General features: G+C 65.6%; 22 protein-coding genes, 1 other RNA gene and 1 riboswitch. Of the genes, 11 read left to right on the top strand and 12 right to left on the bottom strand.

All coding sequences use genetic code 11. The features are described 5' to 3' along the window. Positions 1 to 29: 29 nt before the first annotated feature. Positions 30 to 104: a 50S ribosomal protein bL37 gene (locus tag AC5RUO_RS06465; RefSeq protein WP_369299106.1), complete on the top strand. Its 75-nt coding sequence runs from the start codon at positions 30 to 32 to the stop codon at positions 102 to 104. A gap of 101 nt (positions 105 to 205) precedes the next feature. Here the strand turns inward: AC5RUO_RS06465 and rsrA are convergent, their stop codons facing one another. Continuing rightward, a complete protein-coding gene (gene rsrA / locus AC5RUO_RS06460; RefSeq protein ID WP_009356877.1) occupies positions 206 to 466 on the bottom strand; it encodes a mycothiol system anti-sigma-R factor in 261 nt (86 codons plus the stop codon). Further along, complete coding sequence (locus tag AC5RUO_RS06455; protein WP_494008673.1) at positions 463 to 1,227, bottom strand: sigma-70 family RNA polymerase sigma factor; 765 nt, start codon at positions 1,225 to 1,227, stop codon at positions 463 to 465. Before AC5RUO_RS06455 ends, rsrA begins: the two co-directional genes overlap by 4 nt. A gap of 294 nt (positions 1,228 to 1,521) precedes the next feature. Between AC5RUO_RS06455 and AC5RUO_RS06450 the strand changes: the two genes are divergently transcribed. The 10 genes from AC5RUO_RS06450 to AC5RUO_RS06405 all read left to right on the top strand — a co-directional run bounded on the left by AC5RUO_RS06450 (position 1,522) and on the right by AC5RUO_RS06405 (position 10,028). After that, a complete protein-coding gene (locus AC5RUO_RS06450) occupies positions 1,522 to 2,070 on the top strand; it encodes a DoxX family protein (protein ID WP_009356875.1) in 549 nt (182 codons plus the stop codon). Between the two features lie 6 nt (positions 2,071 to 2,076). Further along, complete coding sequence (aroA, locus tag AC5RUO_RS06445; RefSeq protein ID WP_494103109.1) at positions 2,077 to 3,456, top strand: 3-phosphoshikimate 1-carboxyvinyltransferase; 1,380 nt, start codon at positions 2,077 to 2,079, stop codon at positions 3,454 to 3,456. Between the two features lie 2 nt (positions 3,457 to 3,458). Continuing rightward, the gene (rsgA, locus tag AC5RUO_RS06440; RefSeq protein WP_494008675.1) at positions 3,459 to 4,574 is read left to right on the top strand and encodes a ribosome small subunit-dependent GTPase A; all 1,116 of its coding nucleotides are present in this window, start codon (positions 3,459 to 3,461) and stop codon (positions 4,572 to 4,574) included. A 48-nt stretch (positions 4,575 to 4,622) separates the two neighbouring features. Then, entirely contained in the window at positions 4,623 to 5,435 is an 813-nt protein-coding gene (gene hisN, locus AC5RUO_RS06435; RefSeq protein ID WP_009356872.1) for a histidinol-phosphatase, read from the top strand. 161 nt (positions 5,436 to 5,596) lie between these two features. Then, positions 5,597 to 5,710, top strand: a riboswitch (SAM riboswitch). 38 nt (positions 5,711 to 5,748) lie between these two features. Continuing rightward, positions 5,749 to 7,167: an aminotransferase class V-fold PLP-dependent enzyme gene (locus AC5RUO_RS06430; protein WP_494103108.1), complete on the top strand. Its 1,419-nt coding sequence runs from the start codon at positions 5,749 to 5,751 to the stop codon at positions 7,165 to 7,167. Between the two features lie 63 nt (positions 7,168 to 7,230). Beyond that, on the top strand, positions 7,231 to 7,989 hold the full coding sequence (locus AC5RUO_RS06425; protein WP_494103107.1) for a class I SAM-dependent methyltransferase: 759 nt from the start codon (positions 7,231 to 7,233) through the stop codon (positions 7,987 to 7,989). Positions 7,990 to 8,032: 43 nt separating this feature from the next. Further along, a complete protein-coding gene (locus AC5RUO_RS06420) occupies positions 8,033 to 8,746 on the top strand; it encodes a metal-dependent transcriptional regulator (RefSeq protein WP_494008678.1) in 714 nt (237 codons plus the stop codon). A 1-nt stretch (position 8,747) separates the two neighbouring features. After that, a complete protein-coding gene (locus AC5RUO_RS06415; protein WP_494103106.1) occupies positions 8,748 to 9,176 on the top strand; it encodes a fluoride efflux transporter FluC in 429 nt (142 codons plus the stop codon). Next, positions 9,173 to 9,574, top strand: coding sequence for a fluoride efflux transporter FluC (locus tag AC5RUO_RS06410; RefSeq protein WP_494103105.1), 402 nt, complete (start codon positions 9,173 to 9,175; stop codon positions 9,572 to 9,574). Before AC5RUO_RS06415 ends, AC5RUO_RS06410 begins: the two co-directional genes overlap by 4 nt. A gap of 76 nt (positions 9,575 to 9,650) precedes the next feature. Beyond that, a complete protein-coding gene (locus AC5RUO_RS06405; protein WP_494008681.1) occupies positions 9,651 to 10,028 on the top strand; it encodes a hypothetical protein in 378 nt (125 codons plus the stop codon). 19 nt (positions 10,029 to 10,047) lie between these two features. On the opposite strand, the gene AC5RUO_RS06400 is transcribed toward AC5RUO_RS06405, so the two are convergent. From AC5RUO_RS06400 to AC5RUO_RS06355, 10 genes are all read right to left on the bottom strand, one after another. Beyond that, positions 10,048 to 11,028 (bottom strand): S1C family serine protease, encoded by a 981-nt coding sequence (locus tag AC5RUO_RS06400; RefSeq protein WP_494008682.1) that lies wholly within the window; start codon positions 11,026 to 11,028, stop codon positions 10,048 to 10,050. Positions 11,029 to 11,264: 236 nt separating this feature from the next. Next, positions 11,265 to 11,633: a transfer-messenger RNA gene (ssrA, locus tag AC5RUO_RS06395) on the bottom strand. A gap of 73 nt (positions 11,634 to 11,706) precedes the next feature. Beyond that, on the bottom strand, positions 11,707 to 12,180 hold the full coding sequence (gene smpB / locus AC5RUO_RS06390; protein WP_494008683.1) for an SsrA-binding protein SmpB: 474 nt from the start codon (positions 12,178 to 12,180) through the stop codon (positions 11,707 to 11,709). An 87-nt stretch (positions 12,181 to 12,267) separates the two neighbouring features. After that, positions 12,268 to 13,713, bottom strand: a complete 1,446-nt coding sequence (locus AC5RUO_RS06385; RefSeq protein ID WP_494103104.1) for a peptidoglycan DD-metalloendopeptidase family protein — start codon at positions 13,711 to 13,713, stop codon at positions 12,268 to 12,270. 26 nt (positions 13,714 to 13,739) lie between these two features. After that, positions 13,740 to 14,654 (bottom strand): permease-like cell division protein FtsX, encoded by a 915-nt coding sequence (gene ftsX / locus AC5RUO_RS06380; protein ID WP_494008685.1) that lies wholly within the window; start codon positions 14,652 to 14,654, stop codon positions 13,740 to 13,742. Continuing rightward, positions 14,651 to 15,439 (bottom strand): cell division ATP-binding protein FtsE, encoded by a 789-nt coding sequence (gene ftsE / locus AC5RUO_RS06375; protein WP_494103103.1) that lies wholly within the window; start codon positions 15,437 to 15,439, stop codon positions 14,651 to 14,653. The genes ftsX and ftsE overlap by 4 nt, the downstream gene beginning before the upstream one ends. 186 nt (positions 15,440 to 15,625) lie before the next feature. Then, entirely contained in the window at positions 15,626 to 16,741 is a 1,116-nt protein-coding gene (gene prfB / locus AC5RUO_RS06370; RefSeq protein WP_494103102.1) for a peptide chain release factor 2, read from the bottom strand. A gap of 88 nt (positions 16,742 to 16,829) precedes the next feature. Continuing rightward, a complete protein-coding gene (locus AC5RUO_RS06365; RefSeq protein ID WP_494103387.1) occupies positions 16,830 to 17,243 on the bottom strand; it encodes a pilus assembly protein TadG-related protein in 414 nt (137 codons plus the stop codon). 29 nt (positions 17,244 to 17,272) lie between these two features. Next, positions 17,273 to 17,767 carry a hypothetical protein gene (locus AC5RUO_RS06360; RefSeq protein WP_494103101.1) on the bottom strand — a complete coding sequence of 165 codons (495 nt, stop codon included), beginning with the start codon at positions 17,765 to 17,767 and terminating at the stop codon, positions 17,273 to 17,275. Beyond that, positions 17,748 to 18,164 carry a TadE/TadG family type IV pilus assembly protein gene (locus AC5RUO_RS06355; RefSeq protein WP_494008689.1) on the bottom strand — a complete coding sequence of 139 codons (417 nt, stop codon included), beginning with the start codon at positions 18,162 to 18,164 and terminating at the stop codon, positions 17,748 to 17,750. Before AC5RUO_RS06355 ends, AC5RUO_RS06360 begins: the two co-directional genes overlap by 20 nt.

Here is an 18,164-nt window from a genome sequence, read left to right as displayed (position 1 = left end):
TTTGAGTACCGACAGTAAGGAGGCCAGCTATGAGCAAGCGTGCACGCAAGCGTCGTGACCGTAAGCGTGGCGGCGCGAACCACGGGAAGCGCCCCAACACCTAGGCAAATGCCAGGGACTACGGTTCAAGCAAAGGACCCCGGAAGCCAATCGGCTTCCGGGGTCCTTTGTTTCTACTGCAGCTGTCCGGGCGTGCGTATGGGCCCTATGCCTCCACCGTGCGGATGGAGTGGATCCGGTCCAGGATGGCGTTCTTCAGGTTGTCCGGTGCAGCTTCGGTGCAGGAGCGTTTGACCATGTTCCGGATGACGCACTCGAGGTCGTACTGCTCCGTGCACTCCGGGCAGTCATCCAGGTGGTTCTTGATCTCCGTGATGTCTTCACGGGTCAACGCACCATCGAGGTATTCGTAGATGCGTTGCATCCGGGTGTCGTCGCAATCGCCCAATCCCTGGCAGTCGCTCATTTCCTGCTCTCCTGTTGTGTGCTTGCAGCCGTGTCCTGTGCATCCGCGGCCGATTTGAATCCGCGCTCGGCGGCGTATTCCGCCAGCATGTCCCGCAACATTCGCCGGCCGCGGTGGAGCCGGGACATCACCGTGCCGATGGGCGTGTTCATGATGTCTGAGATTTCCTTGTACGCGAAGCCTTCGACGTCCGCGAAGTACACCGCAAGGCGGAATTCTTCCGGAATGTCCTGGAGCGCGCGCTTGACGTCGGAATCCGGGAGGTGGTCCAGCGCCTCTGCCTCAGCGGAACGGAGCCCGCTGGAGGTGTGTGATTCGGCCCGCGCCAACTGCCAGTCCTCGATCGTGTCCGAATTGGACTGGAGCGGTTCGCGCTGCCGCTTGCGGTACAGGTTGATGTACGTATTGGTCAGGATGCGGTACAACCACGCCTTGAGGTTGGTTCCCGGCTTGTACTGATGGAATGCCGAAAAGGCCTTCGTATAGGCCTCCTGGACGAGGTCTTCGGCATCCGAGGGATTCCGGGCCATCCGCATCGCCGCCGAATACAGCTGGTCCACGTACTGCATGGCATCACGCTCGAAGCGGACGCGCCGCTGTTCAGGGGTTTCCGTCGAGACGTCCACCAGCGTTTCCGTGGTGTCGGCCCCTGGTTCGGGGGCACCAGCCGATGCGGAGACGGGCGCCGCACCGGGCGTGCCCTTCACGTCGCTGTTCGAAGCCTCATACATGGCCGAGACGGCCGGATCCAGGGTGCTCATTGCCTTCAAGTCTACTGTCAGGCTCCGCGCGCGCGGCGAGCCATACCCGGAGGCATCCTCATCCACCAGGCCAACAGCCAACGGGCCCACTGCTTCCACTCCGTCCAACACCTGCCTCAAGGCCCAGCTCCGCTCTGTATGTCGTGGAACATCAATTTCATGATTCGAATAGCGGCCGCCCTTGCCGACCCGCCTTTGCCATAACCCCCGGTCGCAGGCAAATATTCCCCAAAAGTGCAAGACTAGAACGGACTCCCCGCCGAAGACGCGGTTCGTCCATCCAGGAGGAAATCCATGCCCTTTGTACGCACGCTCGCCCGCCCCATGCTGGCCTCCAGCTTTGTCCTTGCCGGAGTGGATAAGCTCAAGAACACCGACGACACGGCGCAGCAGCTCTCCCCCCTGCTCCGCAAGGCTGCGGCGTCCCTGCCGTTCCAGGCGGACGAGAAAATGCTGGCCCGTGTGATCGGCGGGACCCAGGTGGGCGCCGGCGTACTCTTCGGGCTGGGCAAGTTCTCCAGGCTCTCGGCCACCCTGCTCACCGTCATCTCCCTGCTGAATACCTTCGTGGAGTGGCGCAGCGCGGACATCAGCAGCAAGGAGGGCCGCGAAACGCGCCGCAACCAGCTGCTGAAGAACCTGTCCCTAAGCGGCGGGGCACTGCTCGCCTCCGTGGACACGGCCGGCAAGCCGGGCCTGGCCTGGCGCGCCGAGCACCTGGCGGCCGATGCCCGCAAGGGTGCCTCGCACCTCGCCTCGGACGCCCGGAGGACCACCAACAAGAAGCTGGCCAAGGCGGACAAAGCCGTCCGGCGCGCCGTTGAACAGGCCACGGGGGCATAAGCACGAATGACCGCTGCAGCCGCCACCCGGGACGATTCCGGAGCTCCTGTCCCCCACTGGCCCGCACCGTTCGCTTCGCGGCCCGTTAACGCCACTCTCACGGTTCCCGGTTCGAAGTCCCTGACCAACAGGTACCTCGTCCTCGCCGCGCTGGCCGACGGACCGTCACGCCTGCGTGCACCCCTGCACTCCCGCGACTCCGCCCTGATGGTCGAGGCGCTCCGCCAGCTCGGTGCCACCATCACGGAAGTGCCGGGCGATGGCGCGTTCGGGCCGGACCTCGAAGTGGTCCCGCTGGGGCAGGATGCGGCGCAGCCGCTCACCAGGATTGACTGCGGCCTCGCCGGCACGGTCATGCGTTTCGTTCCGCCGCTCGCGGCGCTGCGCAACGGTGCCAGCGTGTTCGACGGCGACCCGCACGCTCGCAAGCGTCCGATGGGGACCATTATCGAGGCGCTGAGGGCGCTGGGGGTTGCGGTATCCGCTGAGGATGGGGGCACGCCGTCGTCGCTTCCGTTCGTGGTGGAAGGCAGCGGGGAGGTCCGCGGCGGGCACCTGGTGATCGATGCCAGCGCGTCCTCCCAGTTCGTCTCCGCGCTGCTGCTGGTGGGGGCGCGGTTCACCGAGGGCCTGCATCTTGAGCACGTGGGCAAACCAGTGCCCAGCCTGGACCACATCAACATGACAGTTGCGGTCCTCCGCGGCGCCGGGGTCCAGGTGGATGACTCGGTGCCCAACCACTGGGTTGTCTCACCTGGCCCCATCCGCGCTTTCGACCAGCGGATCGAGCAGGACCTGTCCAACGCCGGCCCCTTCCTCGCGGCGGCGCTGGCTTCAGGCGGGACCGTCCGGATTCCCGGCTGGCCGGAGCAGACGCAGCAGGTGGGTGACCTGTGGCGCAGCATCCTCACCGAGATGGGCGCGACAGTGACACTTGAGGACGGCGTCCTCACGGTCACGGGCGGCCCCGAAATCAAGGGTGCCCACTTCGCCGACACCAGCGAACTGGCACCTACGGTAGCGGCCCTGTGCGCCCTTGCGTCGGGGCCGTCCCGGCTCACCGGGATAGCCCACCTGCGCGGGCATGAAACGGACCGGCTCGCCGCGCTGGTTACGGAAATAAACCGCCTGGGCGGCGACGCCGAGGAAACCAGCGACGGCCTAGTGATCCGCCCTGCCCCGCTGCACGCCGGCGTCGTGCATAGCTACGCCGACCACCGCATGGCCACTGCAGGGGCAATCCTGGGCCTCGCGGTGGAAGGAGTGCAGGTGGAGGACATCGCCACCACGGCAAAGACCATGCCCGACTTTCCCCGGCTCTGGGCGGACATGCTCGCCCAGGGCGGTGCCCCGCAGCAGGAGGCCCGCACCGGGGCGGAAGGTTAGCGGTGGCAAGGCGTACTGATTCCTGGGACGAATCGGATGTCCGGATCCGGCCCAACAAGAAGGGGTCCAGGCCCCGCACCAAGGACCGCCCCAGCCACGACGACGCCGTGACCGGGCGGATCATCACCGTTGACCGGGGGCGGTACACCGCCGTGGTGGGCGAGGACTCCGCTGACGAGCGTACAGTTATCGCCGCCCGGGCCCGCGAACTCCGCCGCTCCCCCGTTGTGGCGGGCGACTTCGTTTCCCTCGTGGGGGACGTTTCCGGCGACCCTCATACCCTGGCCCGGCTGGTCAGGATCCAGGACCGGAAGACGCTCCTGCGGCGCAGCGCTGACGATACTGACCCAGTGGAGCGGGCCGTGGTGGCCAACGCCGACCAGCTGGTGATCGTGGTGGCCGCCGCCAACCCGGAACCCCGCACAGGCTTCATCGACCGCGCGCTCGTCGCGGCCTACGACGCCGGCATCGACCCGATCCTGCTGGTCACCAAGGCGGACGTCAAGGATCCGGCGGAGCTCCTGTCCAACTACACTCACCTCGACCTTCCCGTGATCATCAGCCGGACCGCCGATCTTGCGGCGTCCGGCATCGATGCCCGCTCGGACGACGGCCTGTCCGCCCGGCTGGACAGCGCCGCTGTTGCCGCGCTGCGGTCCTACCTGGACGGCAAGGTCACCGTCATGCTGGGACACTCCGGCGTCGGCAAGTCAACAATGGTCAACGCGCTCACGGGAGCCGAACGTGCCACCGGCGGCGTCAACGCGGTCACCGGCAGGGGCCGGCACACGTCATCGTCAGCACTGGCCCTGCGGCTGGTTGACGCACCGCCGGGCAGCTGGATCATCGACACCCCCGGCATCCGCTCCTTTGGCCTGGCGCATGTGGACCCGGACCGGATCCTGCGGTCCTTCCCGGACCTCTCCCCCGGCACCGACGCCTGCGAACGCGGCTGCAAGCACACGGCAACTGCCGTTAACTGCGGCCTGGATGCTTGGGTGGCGGAAGGTCACGCGGGCCCGACCGGAGAGGCTCGGCTGGCGTCCTTGCGCCGGTTGCTCGGAGCGGATCCACGGGAGGAAGCTCAGGAGGCAAAGGAGCTCGGCAGCGTCAACTGACAAAGCCGATCTCCCAGCAGAACAGCCTGCAGACGGTAGTTTGGAACCATGATCCAACCCGCTTCGAGCTACAACGATGACCTGCGCCTGGCCCATGTCCTGGCCGACTCCGTGGACGACCAGACCATGAGCCGCTTCAAGGCACTGGACCTCCATGTGGAGACCAAGCCCGACCTGACGCCGGTCACCGACGCGGACAAGGCCGCCGAGGAAGCCATCCGCGGCCAGCTCTCCCGCTCCCGCCCGCGGGACGCAGTGCTCGGTGAGGAGTTCGGCAGTACCGGCCACGGTTCGCGCCGCTGGATCATCGACCCCATCGACGGAACCAAGAACTTCGTCCGTGGCGTCCCCGTGTGGGCCACCCTGATCGCCCTCGTGGACGAGGGCGAGCCGGTTGTCGGCGTCGTGAGCGCCCCCGCCCTGGGCAAGCGCTGGTGGGCCGCCAAGGGCATGGGCGCCTACATGGGGCGTTCGCTTGCCGCAGCCACCCGGCTCCGGGTCTCCAACGTTTCCAGCCTGTCCGACGCCTCGCTGTCCTATTCAAGCCTCTCCGGGTGGAAGGAACGGGGAAACCTGGACGAGTTCCTGGGCCTTACCGAATCGGTATGGCGGACCCGCGCCTACGGTGATTTCTGGTCCTACTGCATGGTGGCCGAGGGCTCGGTGGACATCGCGTGCGAGCCGGAACTGAACCTTTACGACATGGCGGCCCTGGTGCCGATCGTAGTGGAGGCCGGCGGACGCTTCACCTCTTTGGAGGGTGAGGACGGCCCGTTCGGCGGTAACGCCCTGGCCACCAATTCGATCCTGCACTCCGAAGTGCTGCAGCGGCTGAACCCGGGCCTGGACGACCTACTCTGAAGCCCCCTGCAACCGAACAAAAGACGGCGGATACCTCCAGAAGGAGGTGTCCGCCGTCGTCTTCTTCGCCGAAAAGCCTGTTTTCCATTCCCACGTAACAAAGGCCTTAACAATTGCGCCGGCTTCAATCCTGGCCGCCCCATGTTCTACGCTCTTAACCAGGTCACGAGTGCCAGCGCAAAACCCCGGTTTGCTGGCCGGCAACCCTCCATTCGCGGTGGGGTGCCCCGGGTGACGACCAGGCCGGTCCGGAGCGGATGCGGCAAGCGCGGATTCCCTTGCTAGCGGAGTCCTGTTTTGAAGTGAGGTCTCTGTGACAACAGCCACCGTCTCCCCCAACGCCGCCATCACCGCTGATTCCGTGTTTGACGAACGCCAGTCACTGGCCGGCCGGCCGCTCGCCGCCGTCACCGGCGCGGAAATCCAGGCACCGCTGATTTCCGGCGGCCACATCCGCTACGCCAACCTTGACTATGGCGCCTCCGCCCCCGCCCTCTCGGTGGTGTCCGCCTACCTCAACGAGATCCTGCCTTTCTATGCGAGTGTCCACCGCGGTGCCGGCTACGCGTCCCAAATCAGCACCTCGGTCTACGAAAACGCCCGCAGCATCGTCCGCGACTTTGTGGGCGGCCGCCCGAACGACTCCGTCATCTTCACGCGGAACACCACGGACTCGCTCAACCTGCTGGCCGGCTGCCTGCCCCTCAACGACGGCCAGTCCGCCGGCGACGTCCTGTACCTGGACATTGAGCACCACGCCAACCTGCTGCCGTGGCAGGGCGTTCCCCACCGCAGCATTGTTGCCGCCGACACCATCGCGGGAACCATCGACGCCGTCCGCGCCGAGCTGGAACAGGGCGGCGTCAGCCTGCTGGCCATCACCGGCGCCTCCAACGTCACCGGCGAAATCCTCCCGGTCCGCGCCCTTGCCGCCCTGGCCCACCAGCACGGGGCCCGCATTGTGGTGGACGCGGCCCAGCTGGCGCCGCACCGCCGCATCAACATCAGCGCGGACGACGTCGATTACGTCGCCTTCTCCGGCCACAAGCTGTACGCGCCCTTCGGCGCAGGCGTCCTGGTGGGTCGGCCGGACTGGCTCGACGCCGGAACCCCGCACCTCGCCGGCGGCGGCGCGGTCAAGGAGGCCAGGCTCGACGGCGTCAGCTGGGCCTCCGGCCCGGCCCGGCACGAGGGCGGCTCCCCCAACGTCCTGGGTGCCGCCACCCTGGCCAAGGCCACCCAGGTCATCGCGGGCCTGGACCAGGAACGCTGGCACGCCCACGAATCCGCCATCCGTTCCTTCCTGGTGGAGGGCCTCCAGGAGATCGACGGCGTCACGGTGCACCAGATCTTCAAGGACACCAACCCGGACACCGATACCATCGGCGTGGTCAACTTCTCGGTTGAGGGCTACGACGCCGGCCTCGTGGCTGCTTACCTGTCGGCCGAGCACGGCGTGGGCCTGCGTGACGGACGCTTCTGCGCACATCCCCTGCTGAAGCGGCTGGGCCTGCCTTCGGGTTCGCTCCGCGCCAGCTTCGGCGTCGGTTCCCGGCTGGAGGATGCCCAGCGGCTCCTGGCCGGCATCGCCAAGCTGCGCCGCGACGGGCTCGGCTGGGACTACGTGGTGGACGCAGGGCGGTGGGTTCCCGCCAATGACACCCGCACCTACCCGCACTGGGCCCCGAACACGCCGGGCACCGCCGGCGCTGCTCCCTGCACCGACGACTGACCCATCCGGCAGATGCGGTAAATTCGGAAGGTACCGCAGGGCATTGACTGAAGGAGGCCGCACGTGGTTCGGGGTGGCCCAAAGCTGGATCACGGGCGGCGCCGGGAGCTGGGCAAGAGCTTCCAGCAGGGCGGCAGGCACTACCAGCGGGTCCGGCCCGGTTATCCCGCTGACTCTGCCGATTGGCTCATCCCCGCGGGCGCCAGGGATGCGCTTGACGCCGGGGCAGGGACCGGCAAGTTTACTGAACTCCTGTTGGAACGCGGACTGGCCGTCACCGCCGTCGACCCCTCCGCCGACATGCTGGACCAGCTGAAGGCACACTATCCCGGCGCCACCGCGGTCCTGGGAACCGCTGAGGCCACCGCCCTGCCGTCGTCCGCCTTCGACGTCGTCACCGTTGCCCAGGCCTGGCACTGGTGCGATCCCCTCGCCGCGAGCACCGAACTGGCACGCGTCCTGCGTCCGCACGGCACACTCGGGCTTGTCTGGAACCAACTGGACACCACCGTCCCCTGGGTGCACCGGCTCTCACGGATCATGCACGCCGGGGACGTCTACAAGCCCGGCCACCGGCCGGTGATGGGCCCGGAATTCGGCAAGCTGGAAAGCCACGTGACGCACTGGCAGGACACCGTCAGCACCGAGGACCTGATCGATCTGACCAAATCGCGCAGCTATTACCTCCGGGCAGGTGATGCCACCCGGGCCAAGGTCCTCGCCAACCTTGACTGGTACCTGCATGAGCACCTGGGACATGCCCCGGACGAGGACATCGGGCTGCCGTACCTGACGTTGTCGTGGCGGGCCGTCAAAGTATGAGCGGTCCCGCCGCGCTCCCTGGCCACCCGGTAGGCTTGGTTCTGTGAAGACCAGCGCGCCCTCCTCCTCCATCGAGGACTACGTCAAGGTCATCTACTCTTTCACCGAATGGCAGGACAAGCCCATCACGTCCTCGCAGCTGGCCCAAAGGCTGGGCGTGGCCAATTCGTCGGTGTCGGAAATGGTCCGCAAGCTCAAGGACCAGGGCCTTGTTGACCACAAGCCGTACAGCGCCATTACCCTTACGGACGCGGGACTGCGGCTTGCCTTGTCCATGGTGCGGCGCCACCGGCTGATCGAAACCTACCTGGTCCAGCAGCTTGGATACAGCTGGGATGAGGTCCACGACGAGGCCGAACTGCTCGAGCACGCAGTGTCAGACACTTTCATTGAGCGCGTCGCCGCGAAGCTCGGCGATCCCAGCCGGGACCCGCACGGGGATCCTATTCCCACGGCGGACGGCAAGGTGCTGATGCCCAGGGCGCATCTGATGGGCGAGCTGGATAAGGGCCACACCGGCAGGATCACGCGGATCAGCGACGATAACCCGGACCTGCTCCGCTATCTGTCCGCCGAGGAGATCGACCTTGACGCCGAGGTAGAGGTGGTGGGACGCCGGCCGTTCGGCGGTGCCCTGATGGTGCGGATCCGGAACTCCGGGCGGACCAGGGATTATGACCTGGCGGACGAGATCACCTCAGCCCTCTGGGTCCACAGCGACCATCCCCATCCAGGCTGCCTGCTGGGAGACAGCTGACGTGGGACCGGCGCCCGTCTGGCGGGCATGGCTGGCTGTTGCCGTCGGCGGCCTGGTTGGCAGCGAACTCCGGTACGGCCTGACGCTGGCGTTCCCCGAGCAGTCCGCGTCGGTGCCGTGGGCAACACTGTGCATCAACGTTGCCGGCAGCTTTGTCCTGGCCGCGCTGACCACTGCCTGGATGGCCCGGCCGCGGACTGCGTTCTGGCTTCGCGCCGGACTGGGACCCGGACTGCTTGGCTCCTTCACCACGTTCTCCGCCGTGGTGTTCGCCGTAGACCAGCTGGCCCGGGCGGGCCAACACCCGGTGTGGATCGCCTATCTGGCAGTGTCGCTGCTTCTGGGCCTGGCTGCCGCAGGAGCGGGGTGGCGGCTGGGCAAGCGGCTCAGCCTACAACCAGTGGACGCTGTTCCCGGCGGCCGGCAATGATCGGCGCCGTCCTGGTGGGCGTCTTCGGCGTGATAGGGGCACTCCTGCGCTTTGCCGTGGACAGCTGGTTCGCACACCACAGCTCCACCCGCAGCATCCGGACCGGCAGCGGAAACCAAAAACTGCACTGGCCGTGGGCCACGTTGCTGGTGAATGTGGCGGGGTGCTTCATCATCGGGTTGTCCCACGGAGCGGCACCGGGGCTTGGCCTGGGTCCTGAATGGGAGGCCGGGCTGTCCGCCGGCCTGGCGGGCGGGTTGACCACCTTCAGTTCCTGGACCACGGCCACCGTACGGCTCTTCGCGGAGTCGCGCGCCGGCGCGGCAGCCCTCAATATCGCCGGTAACCTGGTGCTCGGATTTGCCGCGGCTGCTGCCGGCATTGCGCTGACTGCCTAGTCGTGCAGCCCGCTTGGGCGCCCGGCCCCACCGGGGCTCGGTCCTGATTTGGATGGCTCCCGTATGGTGGACTGTGATGATTAGCAGACGTGACGCGGCAATTGCCCTGGATGTGCCGCTGGAAATGGCCCAGCGCCATGGCCTTCCCAAATGGATGACAGAGGCCGAACTGGGTGCGATCCTGGATAACCCGCCGCCTTGGCTGGTCCAGTCCCGCGCCAACCGGACAGGCAAGCGGCCGGTGTGGGTCCACCTTGAGTGTGCAGTCTGCGGCTACGAGGAGGCGGCGCGTCCCAAGAAATGGTGGCCGGACTTCACGTACGTTGTCTGCCATCATCATTCACCCGCGAACGTGCCGCCTGCCGCTCCTGGGTTCGTCCGGAGCGAGTTCGACGGCGTCGGGACGCGTTTCGTGGGCATCGCCGACGTGGCGGCGCCGGATACGGGGCGCTGACGCGGGACCTGTCTCCGGCTCAGTTGCCGTTGCTGGTCATTTCGTCCGGCACGGCCACCAGATGGCTCTCGGCACCGTCCCGCAGTACCGCGAGATCCAGCGGCTGGCCGATCGCGTCGGCAAAGAGCAGCCGCTGCAGGCTTTCGGCATTGCTGACGGGCCGGCCGCCCGCCGTAAGGAGGATGTCTCCCGCTGCCAGGCCCGCCCTGTCAGCCGGTGAGCCGGGCAGCACCTCCACGATCCGCAGCCCTTCCCGCTGGCCCGTCCTGATCACTGTGCTGGGGTTCAGCCGGATGGGAGTGCTGACCAGGCCCAGGTAGGCGCGCCGGACCCGCCCGTCGGAAAGCAGAGCGGAGATGATCCGCCGCGTGGTCGCGTTGATCGGAACCGCCAACCCCAGCCCTGCGCCCGCCACTGCCGTATTGATGCCCACAATCCTGCTGTGGGTATCGGCGAGGGCACCGCCCGAGTTACCGGGGTTCAGTGCCGCGTCCGTCTGGATGACATCCTCGATGACCCTGCGGTTATTACCCGACCACACCGGAATGGCACGGCCGAGGCCGCTCACGACCCCCGCCGTGACAGAGCCCGCAAGGCCCAGCGGGTTTCCCACCGCCACAACAAGTTGTCCCACGCGCAGGGTTTCCGCGGCCCCGAATTCAGCGGGCGGAACCTTCGGACGCCTGCCATGGACCACGGCGAGATCGGACAAGGGATCGCTGCCCACCAGTTCAAGCTCCATCCGGCTGCCGTCAGCAAAGACCGCATGGCCCCTCTCCGTCCCGGCCACCACGTGGGAGTTGGTCAGGAGATAGCCGTCCTGAGTAAAGAGGACTGCGGATCCGGCCCCCATGCGCATCCTGCCGTTGCGCCGCCGTGCCGTCATCTCAATCGCCGCCACGTGTGGGGTGACGGCCGCCGCAACGCGCATGACTGTCTGTGAATATGAATCCAGCACCTCGCCGTCGTCGGCGAAGACCGGTTCCCGCGCCTGGTCCACGGCGCACCTCCTGGTTGTGCCCGCCCGGACCTCCAATGCCTAACCCGGGCCTTACCGATCACAACGAGCGGCGGCGGCCTCCTAGTCCCGTGCAGGCTACGCCGTGGGTGAACGGGCAGCGGCCATAGCCCAGGCAACGAAAAACACCCCGGTCCGAGGACTGGGGTGTCAGGGCGCCCCCACTGGCGTCCTACGCGAAAGGGTACTAAAAAAGCCCCGGAAATCCGGGGCTTTTTTGGTGGAGATGGGGGGAATTGAACCCCCGTCCGATGTCGTGTTGTCAGGGCTTCTCCGGGCGCAGTTTGCGTCGGATTTTCTCGGCCCCAGCCATGCTGCAAACAGCTGGCTGATCCGGGCCCAGTCATCTAAGAGTCCCGTTTACTCCGATGACGGGAGCAAACAGCAGTGGCTATCTAAATGACGCCAGGAACCGGGGCGATAGCACCCCCGGGCTGACGGACTGTCTTACTGCTTAGGCAGCAAGAGCGAAGTCAGTGCGCGTTTGTTTGGCACTTATTGTTTTGCAGAAAGCGTTAACGAGATAATTCTGCATCCTCGGCCCGCTTCACCTGTCGCGACAAACACCGTCGAAACCGATCATCCCCATATTTTGTTACCAAACCGGCGGGCATACCCACCGGACTATCTATAGTAACGCACGTTCTCCGGGATTCATTCCTACTTGCGCCGGTTGCGTTCCCGCATTTCCCGCTGCGCCTCCCGGTTGTCCTGCTGTTCGCGCAGCGTCTGGCGCTTGTCATACTCACGCTTGCCCCGCGCCACACCGATCTCCACCTTGGCGCGGCCGTCCACGAAATACAGCTGCAGCGGCACAATGGTGTAGCCCGATTCGCGCACCTTGTGGGAGATCTTGATGAGCTCCTCGCGGTGCAGCAGCAGCTTCCGGCGCCGCCGTGCGGCATGGTTGGTCCAGCTGCCCTGGTTGTATTCGGGGATGTGGATGGCTTCCATCCACAGCTCGTCGTTGTAGAACGTGCAGAAACCATCCACCATCGAAGCGTGTCCTTCGCGCAGGGACTTCACTTCAGTTCCCATGAGCGCGATGCCAGCCTCGTAGGTGTCCAGCACGTGGTAGTCATGCCGGGCCTTCCGGTTTGTGGCCACCACTTTACGGCCACTTTCTTTAGGCACGGGAAAGCTCCTCAGTTTTCAGGTCCGATGTCCTCCGGGCCGGTCCGGCGCGGAGTCATACCAGTTTACGGCAGGGCCGCGATGCGGCTACAGCAGTCCCATTGGGTCGACGGCGGAGCCGTTAAGCCAGGTTTCAAAGTGGGAGTGGCAGCCGGTTGAGTTGCCGGTGTTGCCGGAGTAGGCAATCAGTTGTCCCTGGGAAACCCGCTGGCCGTTCGACACCACAATGCTTGCGTTGTGGTAGTAGATGGTGTTCAGGGTGTTGCCCTCCACCAATCCATGGGAGATCTTCACCCGCCATCCACCGCCGTCCGCGGAGCTCCAGCCCGAGCCGAAGACTTCGCCTGCCGCTGCGGCATAAACCGGCGTACCGCAGGCCGCACCGAAGTCGATACCGGTATGCAGGTAGCCGCCCTGGCCATAGAAGTCGATGGTTCCGGGAGGCGTCGCCCGCCAGCCGAAGCCGGAGGTGATGGGAACACCACCGTTAAAGGGGTGGCGTAGTCCGAATGCCGACGGCGATCCCACCGGCGGCATGAACGACTGCACCGGCGGGGGCGGCGGGGGCGCCTGCCCCTTGGCTGCAGCTGCCGCCGCAGCAGCAGCTGCAGCTGCTGCGGCAGCGGCTTCGGCTTTCCTCCGCTGCTCGGCTTCCCAGGCTTCGCGGAGCCTCCGGTCACGTTCCTGGATTTCGGCGGCAACGGCGTTCTGGCTCGCCTGCACGTTTGCCAGCTGCGACTGGATCCCCGGCTTGGCGGCCTGAAGTTCGGCGTCAAGGCGGACAGTGTCAGCAATGAGCTGGTCCACCTGCGCCTTTTTGGCCTCGGCTTCGTCGCGCGCTGCCTTCTCCCGCTCGAGGGCGGCGTCAGCTTTGGCCTTGAGGTCCTTGATCTCCGCCTCCACGGCCTGCAGGCGGGCTTCCGAGTTGACGTTCGATGCGCTCTGCTGCGAGAGCTTGTCCATTGCGGCGTTCTGGCTGCGCATGGCCTGGTCCGCCAAATCCATGGTCTCGGTCAGGCTGCCGCCGTTATTGGAACCGAAGAACAGGGACAGGTTGGACGGCACGCCTCCGGACTTGTAGGCCTGCGTGGCAATCTGCCCGATGAGCTTCTTGGTATCGGCAATCTTCTGCTTGTCTGTCTCCAGCTGCTGGGTGATCTTCGCCTTGTTCTGCTGCGCCATATCGACCCGCGCCGAGAGGGCTTCCACCTCTTTGACTGCACTGGCCACACGGCCCTGCGCTTCAAGGAGGGCCTGCTGGGCGCCGGGCAGCTGGCCCTGGTAAATGACCAGGTCACTCGCCGCCTTCGCAATGCGCGAATCCACGAACTCCAGGGACTGCTGGACCCGTGCCGCTTCGGCCTCAAGGGCTTTCTGGCGATCTTCAAGCTCGTCGGCGAAAGCCGCAGGCGTGGACGATGCCAGTCCTGCGGCGAGAACCACGGCAAGCACGCCGCTGAGGACACCTGTCCGGCGCGCCCTGCCGCGCGCCCTCTGGAGGGAGCGGTGGGACGTCTGATCAGTTGGATTCATGGGCATTCCTTGTTTGGTTTGCATACCTAGACGCGAAGGTATCGGCGCAAGGTCAAGAGAGACGAAATTCCAGCCAAGGATCCGCCAAGGATTAGCAGGGCAGGAGCGAGAATCAGGGTTTGCCCGGACGAGATGAACGCAGTATCCGGGTATTGCTCGGACATGTATTCGCCCAGGAAGAAGTGGGCAACGGCCCACAACGTTCCGGAGGCCAGGGCCGCACCGATTACGGCGGCGATGACGCCCTCCAGGATGAAGGGCAACTGGATGACCGTCTTCGAGGCGCCCACCAGCCGCATGATGCCCGTCTCCCGGCGCCGGCTGAACGCGGAAAGCCGGATGGTGGTGGCGATGAGGAGGATGGCGCAGACGATCATGACACCGGCGATGCTGACAGCCACCAGGGAGGCGCCGTTCATTACCGAGAACAGGCGCTCCAGGAGCTGGCGCTGGTCGATGACCGTTTCCACGCCCGGCTGGGACGAGAAGGTTTCGCTGATGATCTGGTACTTCTCCGGGTCCTTCATGTTGATCCGGAACGACGCCGGCAGCTGGTCCGGGGTCACGGAGTCCACAATGGGCGAGTTGGAGAACTGGTCCTTGAAGTGCTTGTAGGCCTCTTCCTTGGACTCGTACTGGAAGTCGTTGATGTACTGCGCAACCGCCGGTGACTCCAGGAGGCTGTTCAGGCTCTCCTGCTGTTCCGGGGTGACGGGCCCGCCCGCGCAACCGGCCGCCGTCGAACCTTCACTGCAGAGGAAGATGGCCACCTGGACTTTGTCGTACCAGTAGCCCTTCATCTGGTTGATCTGCATCTGCAGCATGCCGGCGGCGCCCACGAACGTCAGCGACACGAAGGTGACCAGGATGACGGAGACCACCATGGACAGGTTGCGCCGCAGGCCGCTGCCGATCTCGGAGAGGATGAACGCGAGCCTCATCGCTGCGCCCCGCCTTCGCGTCCGTCGCCCGGCAGGCCGGCGCCGGGTTCTTCCCTGCCGCTGGCGTCCTTGAGCCTGCGTGACTGTCCCACGACGGGGATCATTGAGGTGTACAGGGCCTTGGCCTCGTCACGGATGACCACTCCGTTCTTGAGTTCCACCACGCGTTTGCGCATCTCGTTGACGATGTCGTCGTCGTGGGTGGCCATCACCACGGTGGTGCCGTTCTGGTTGATCTTGTCCAGGACGCCCATGATGCCCATGGACGTGGTGGGGTCGAGGTTTCCGGTGGGCTCGTCGGCGAGGAGGATTCCGGGCCGGTTGACGACGGCGCGGGCAATGGCCACGCGCTGCTGCTCGCCGCCGGAGAGCTCGTGGGGCATGCGGTGTTCCTTGCCCTCCAGCCCCACGGTCTTGAGCACCTCGGGAACGGTGTCCCGGATAACGCTGCGGCTCTTGCCGATGACCTGCATGGCAAACGCCACGTTGGCGAACACGTTCTTTTGGGGCAGGAGCCGGAAGTCCTGGAAGACGACGCCAATGCCGCGCCGGAGCCGCGGTACCCGCCAACTGGAAATCTTGGCCACGTTCTGCCCGGCGACGTAGACGGCGCCGGAGGTGGCACGGTCTTCCTTCAACACCAGGCGGAGGAACGTGGATTTGCCGGAGCCTGATGCGCCGACGAGGAAGGCGAATTCGCCGCGGTCAATCTCAAGGTTGACCGAGTCCAGCGCAGGCCGGGCTTTCTGGTCGTAGACCTTGGTGACATTTTCGAATCGGATCATGGCCCTAAGTACCCTGCAGGGCATGGCCGATCCTTACGAATGCAGCCCAGTTCTGCAGCCGGTGCACGGGTTTCTGTTGGGGAAATAGGGCCCCGGCCCCTCGACTATACGCAGGAAGGCCCGCGCATTACATCGTTTTCAGGGGGCGTGTCGCTGGATCCTTGGTAGGCGGGGCCCGAGGCACCGTTACTTCGCGGCGTTGCGGTTGTCTGTGCGCCAGCGGATTCCGGCGTCGATGAAGTCATCGATCTCGCCGTCGAACACAGCCGACGTGTTGCCGACTTCGTGTTCGGTCCGGAGGTCCTTGACCATCTGATACGGGTTGAGGACGTAGGAGCGCATCTGGTCGCCCCAGGAGGCCTTGACGTCGCCGGCCAGTGCCTTCTTTTCGGCGTCTTCCTGTTCCTTCTTGAGGAGGAGCAGCCTGGACTGCAGGACGCGCATGGCCGCCGCACGGTTCTGCAGCTGCGACTTTTCGTTCTGCATGGACACCACGGTGCCCGTAGGGATGTGTGTGAGGCGCACTGCCGAGTCCGTGGTGTTCACGGACTGGCCGCCCGGGCCGGAAGACCGAAAGACGTCAACACGGATTTCGTTGTCCGGGATTTCAATGGAGTCAGTCTGTTCGATCAGCGGAATAACCTCCACCGCCGCGAAGGAGGTCTGCCGCCGGCCCTGGTTGTCGAACGGGCTGATCCGGACCAGGCGGTGGGTCCCGGCCTCGACGCTGAGCGTGCCAAAGGCATAGGGTGCCTTTACTTCGAAGGTTGCCGACTTCAGTCCGGCTTCTTCCGCGTAGGACGTGTCCATGACGGTGGTGGGGTATCCGTGGCGCTCGGCCCAGCGGAGGTACATCCGGAGCAGCATTTCGGCAAAGTCGGCGGCATCCACGCCGCCGGCTCCCGCGCGGATGGAGACGACGGCCTCGCGCTCGTCGTATTCGCCGGACAGCAGTGTCACGACTTCGAGTTCCTTGAGGGCCTTGCGGATGGATTCCAGTTCCGTGGCCGCTTCTCCCATGGAGTCGGCATCGTCCTCGTCCTGGCCCAGTTCCACAAGGACCTCGAGGTCGTCGATGCGGGACTCCAGGCTGGTGAGGCGTTCCAGCTCGGACTGACGGTGGGACAATCTGGAGGTGATTTTCTGCGCCGCGGCGGGGTCGTCCCACAGATCCGGCTCCCCTGCCCGCTCGCTCAGTTCGGCGATGTCTTCCTTGAGTGCCTCAACGTCAGTGACGCGTTCAATGGAAGCGTAAGTGGCGCGGAGCGCGCGGATTTCAGCGGAAAAATCAATATTGGCCATGGTCGTTTAAGCCTACGCTATCCGTCCCGTGGCCCTTGCCCGGGTGCTGTCCCGTCCCTGAACGCCATGTGGGGATGCCGGGCGGAGGTCATCGAGTCAGCCGGGAGCGCGCCGTCGACGCCGCTTCGATTGGAATGCCGCCGGGGACCAGGAAGTTCACCACTGGCGGGTGCACGGCAGCGGTGAGGACCACGACGGCGGTGGAACCGTCGGGCGATCCCGTTGCCCCGGCTACAGCAAGGTCATCAAAACGTTCCGCTGACGGGCTCCTGGCGACAAAGTCAGCAGCGACATTCCGGACGCGGGCCGGGTTAAGGATGGCAGACGGGCTTTCCCCCTGTGACTCGACTTCGCCGAGGGTGTAGCTGTCTGCTGCCGCGAGGGAGGCACCATCCGCGAGTGACAGGAGCCGTTTGTGCTCCAGGTAGACCGCGGTGATGCCGATCACGACCGTTGCGACCAGCAGGGCCACGGCAACGAACCCGAGGATCATCACCATCATCTGGCCGTCTTCACTGGACTTGCTGGTTTTCACCGGAACCTGCCCACCAGTTGGGTTGCCGATGCCTCTACCTCGGTTGCTGAGAGCCGGAGGCCGTCACCGAAGGGGATGAATGGCAAGGGGATGGTAAGGCTGACGGTTGTGGTGACCGCGGTTCCCGGGGCCTGGCAGTCGGCAGGGCTACAGCTGATGGAAACCTGTGCCTGTTCAGGGCCGTGCCCGAAGTCGGCAAGTGCCAGGGCCGCGGCCTGTTCCGCGGCGGTCCGGGCCGTGGGTGCATCGGGCTGGGCTACGTAGACTTTGGCGGCTTGGTCTGCCGCGCCCACAACGGCAAAAGAACCGCCCTGGATCTGTCCCACGGTGATTATGAAATACACCAGCGGGACCATCAGGAGGAGGCCAAGGAAGGTGAACTCAACTACGGCACTCCCTTGCTCTCTGTTGTCCGTCCCCGGTCCCGGGAACAGCACATCGTGCAGGCCGTTTTCGAGCCGGCGCATTCCGTCAGGGCTGCAGGGCCGCATGGCCTTTCACCTCCAGCATGTCCCGCGGACCAATCAAGCCAATGACGGGCATGGGCGCCCGCACTGTCACTTCCAGTGTCCGGATGCCCCGGACGGTCACTTCGCTGGTGCTGACCTGTTCGGCAAAGCCCGGGTTCAGCGCGGTGGCGATGAGGGCGCGGCTGCGCTCTTCAGCGTCGGCGGCACTGCGGTCAGCAAGGGTCCCGTAGCGGGCACCGGAGGCGGCGGCATCAATGAGGGTATTGCGGACGTGCAGAACCAATGTCAGCTGAATGACGGCGAGGAAAAACATTGTGAGCAGTCCACCCACCAGGACAAAGTCCACCACGGCCGAGCCCTGTTCCCTGGGCGCGGGTACCTGGCGGGCCGTTAGGGCCCCGCGGCCGGACTTTGTCAT

It is taken from the genome of Arthrobacter sp. Y3221087, from assembly GCF_059089905.1.
This window is presented reverse-complemented; position numbering and strand designations above follow the sequence as displayed.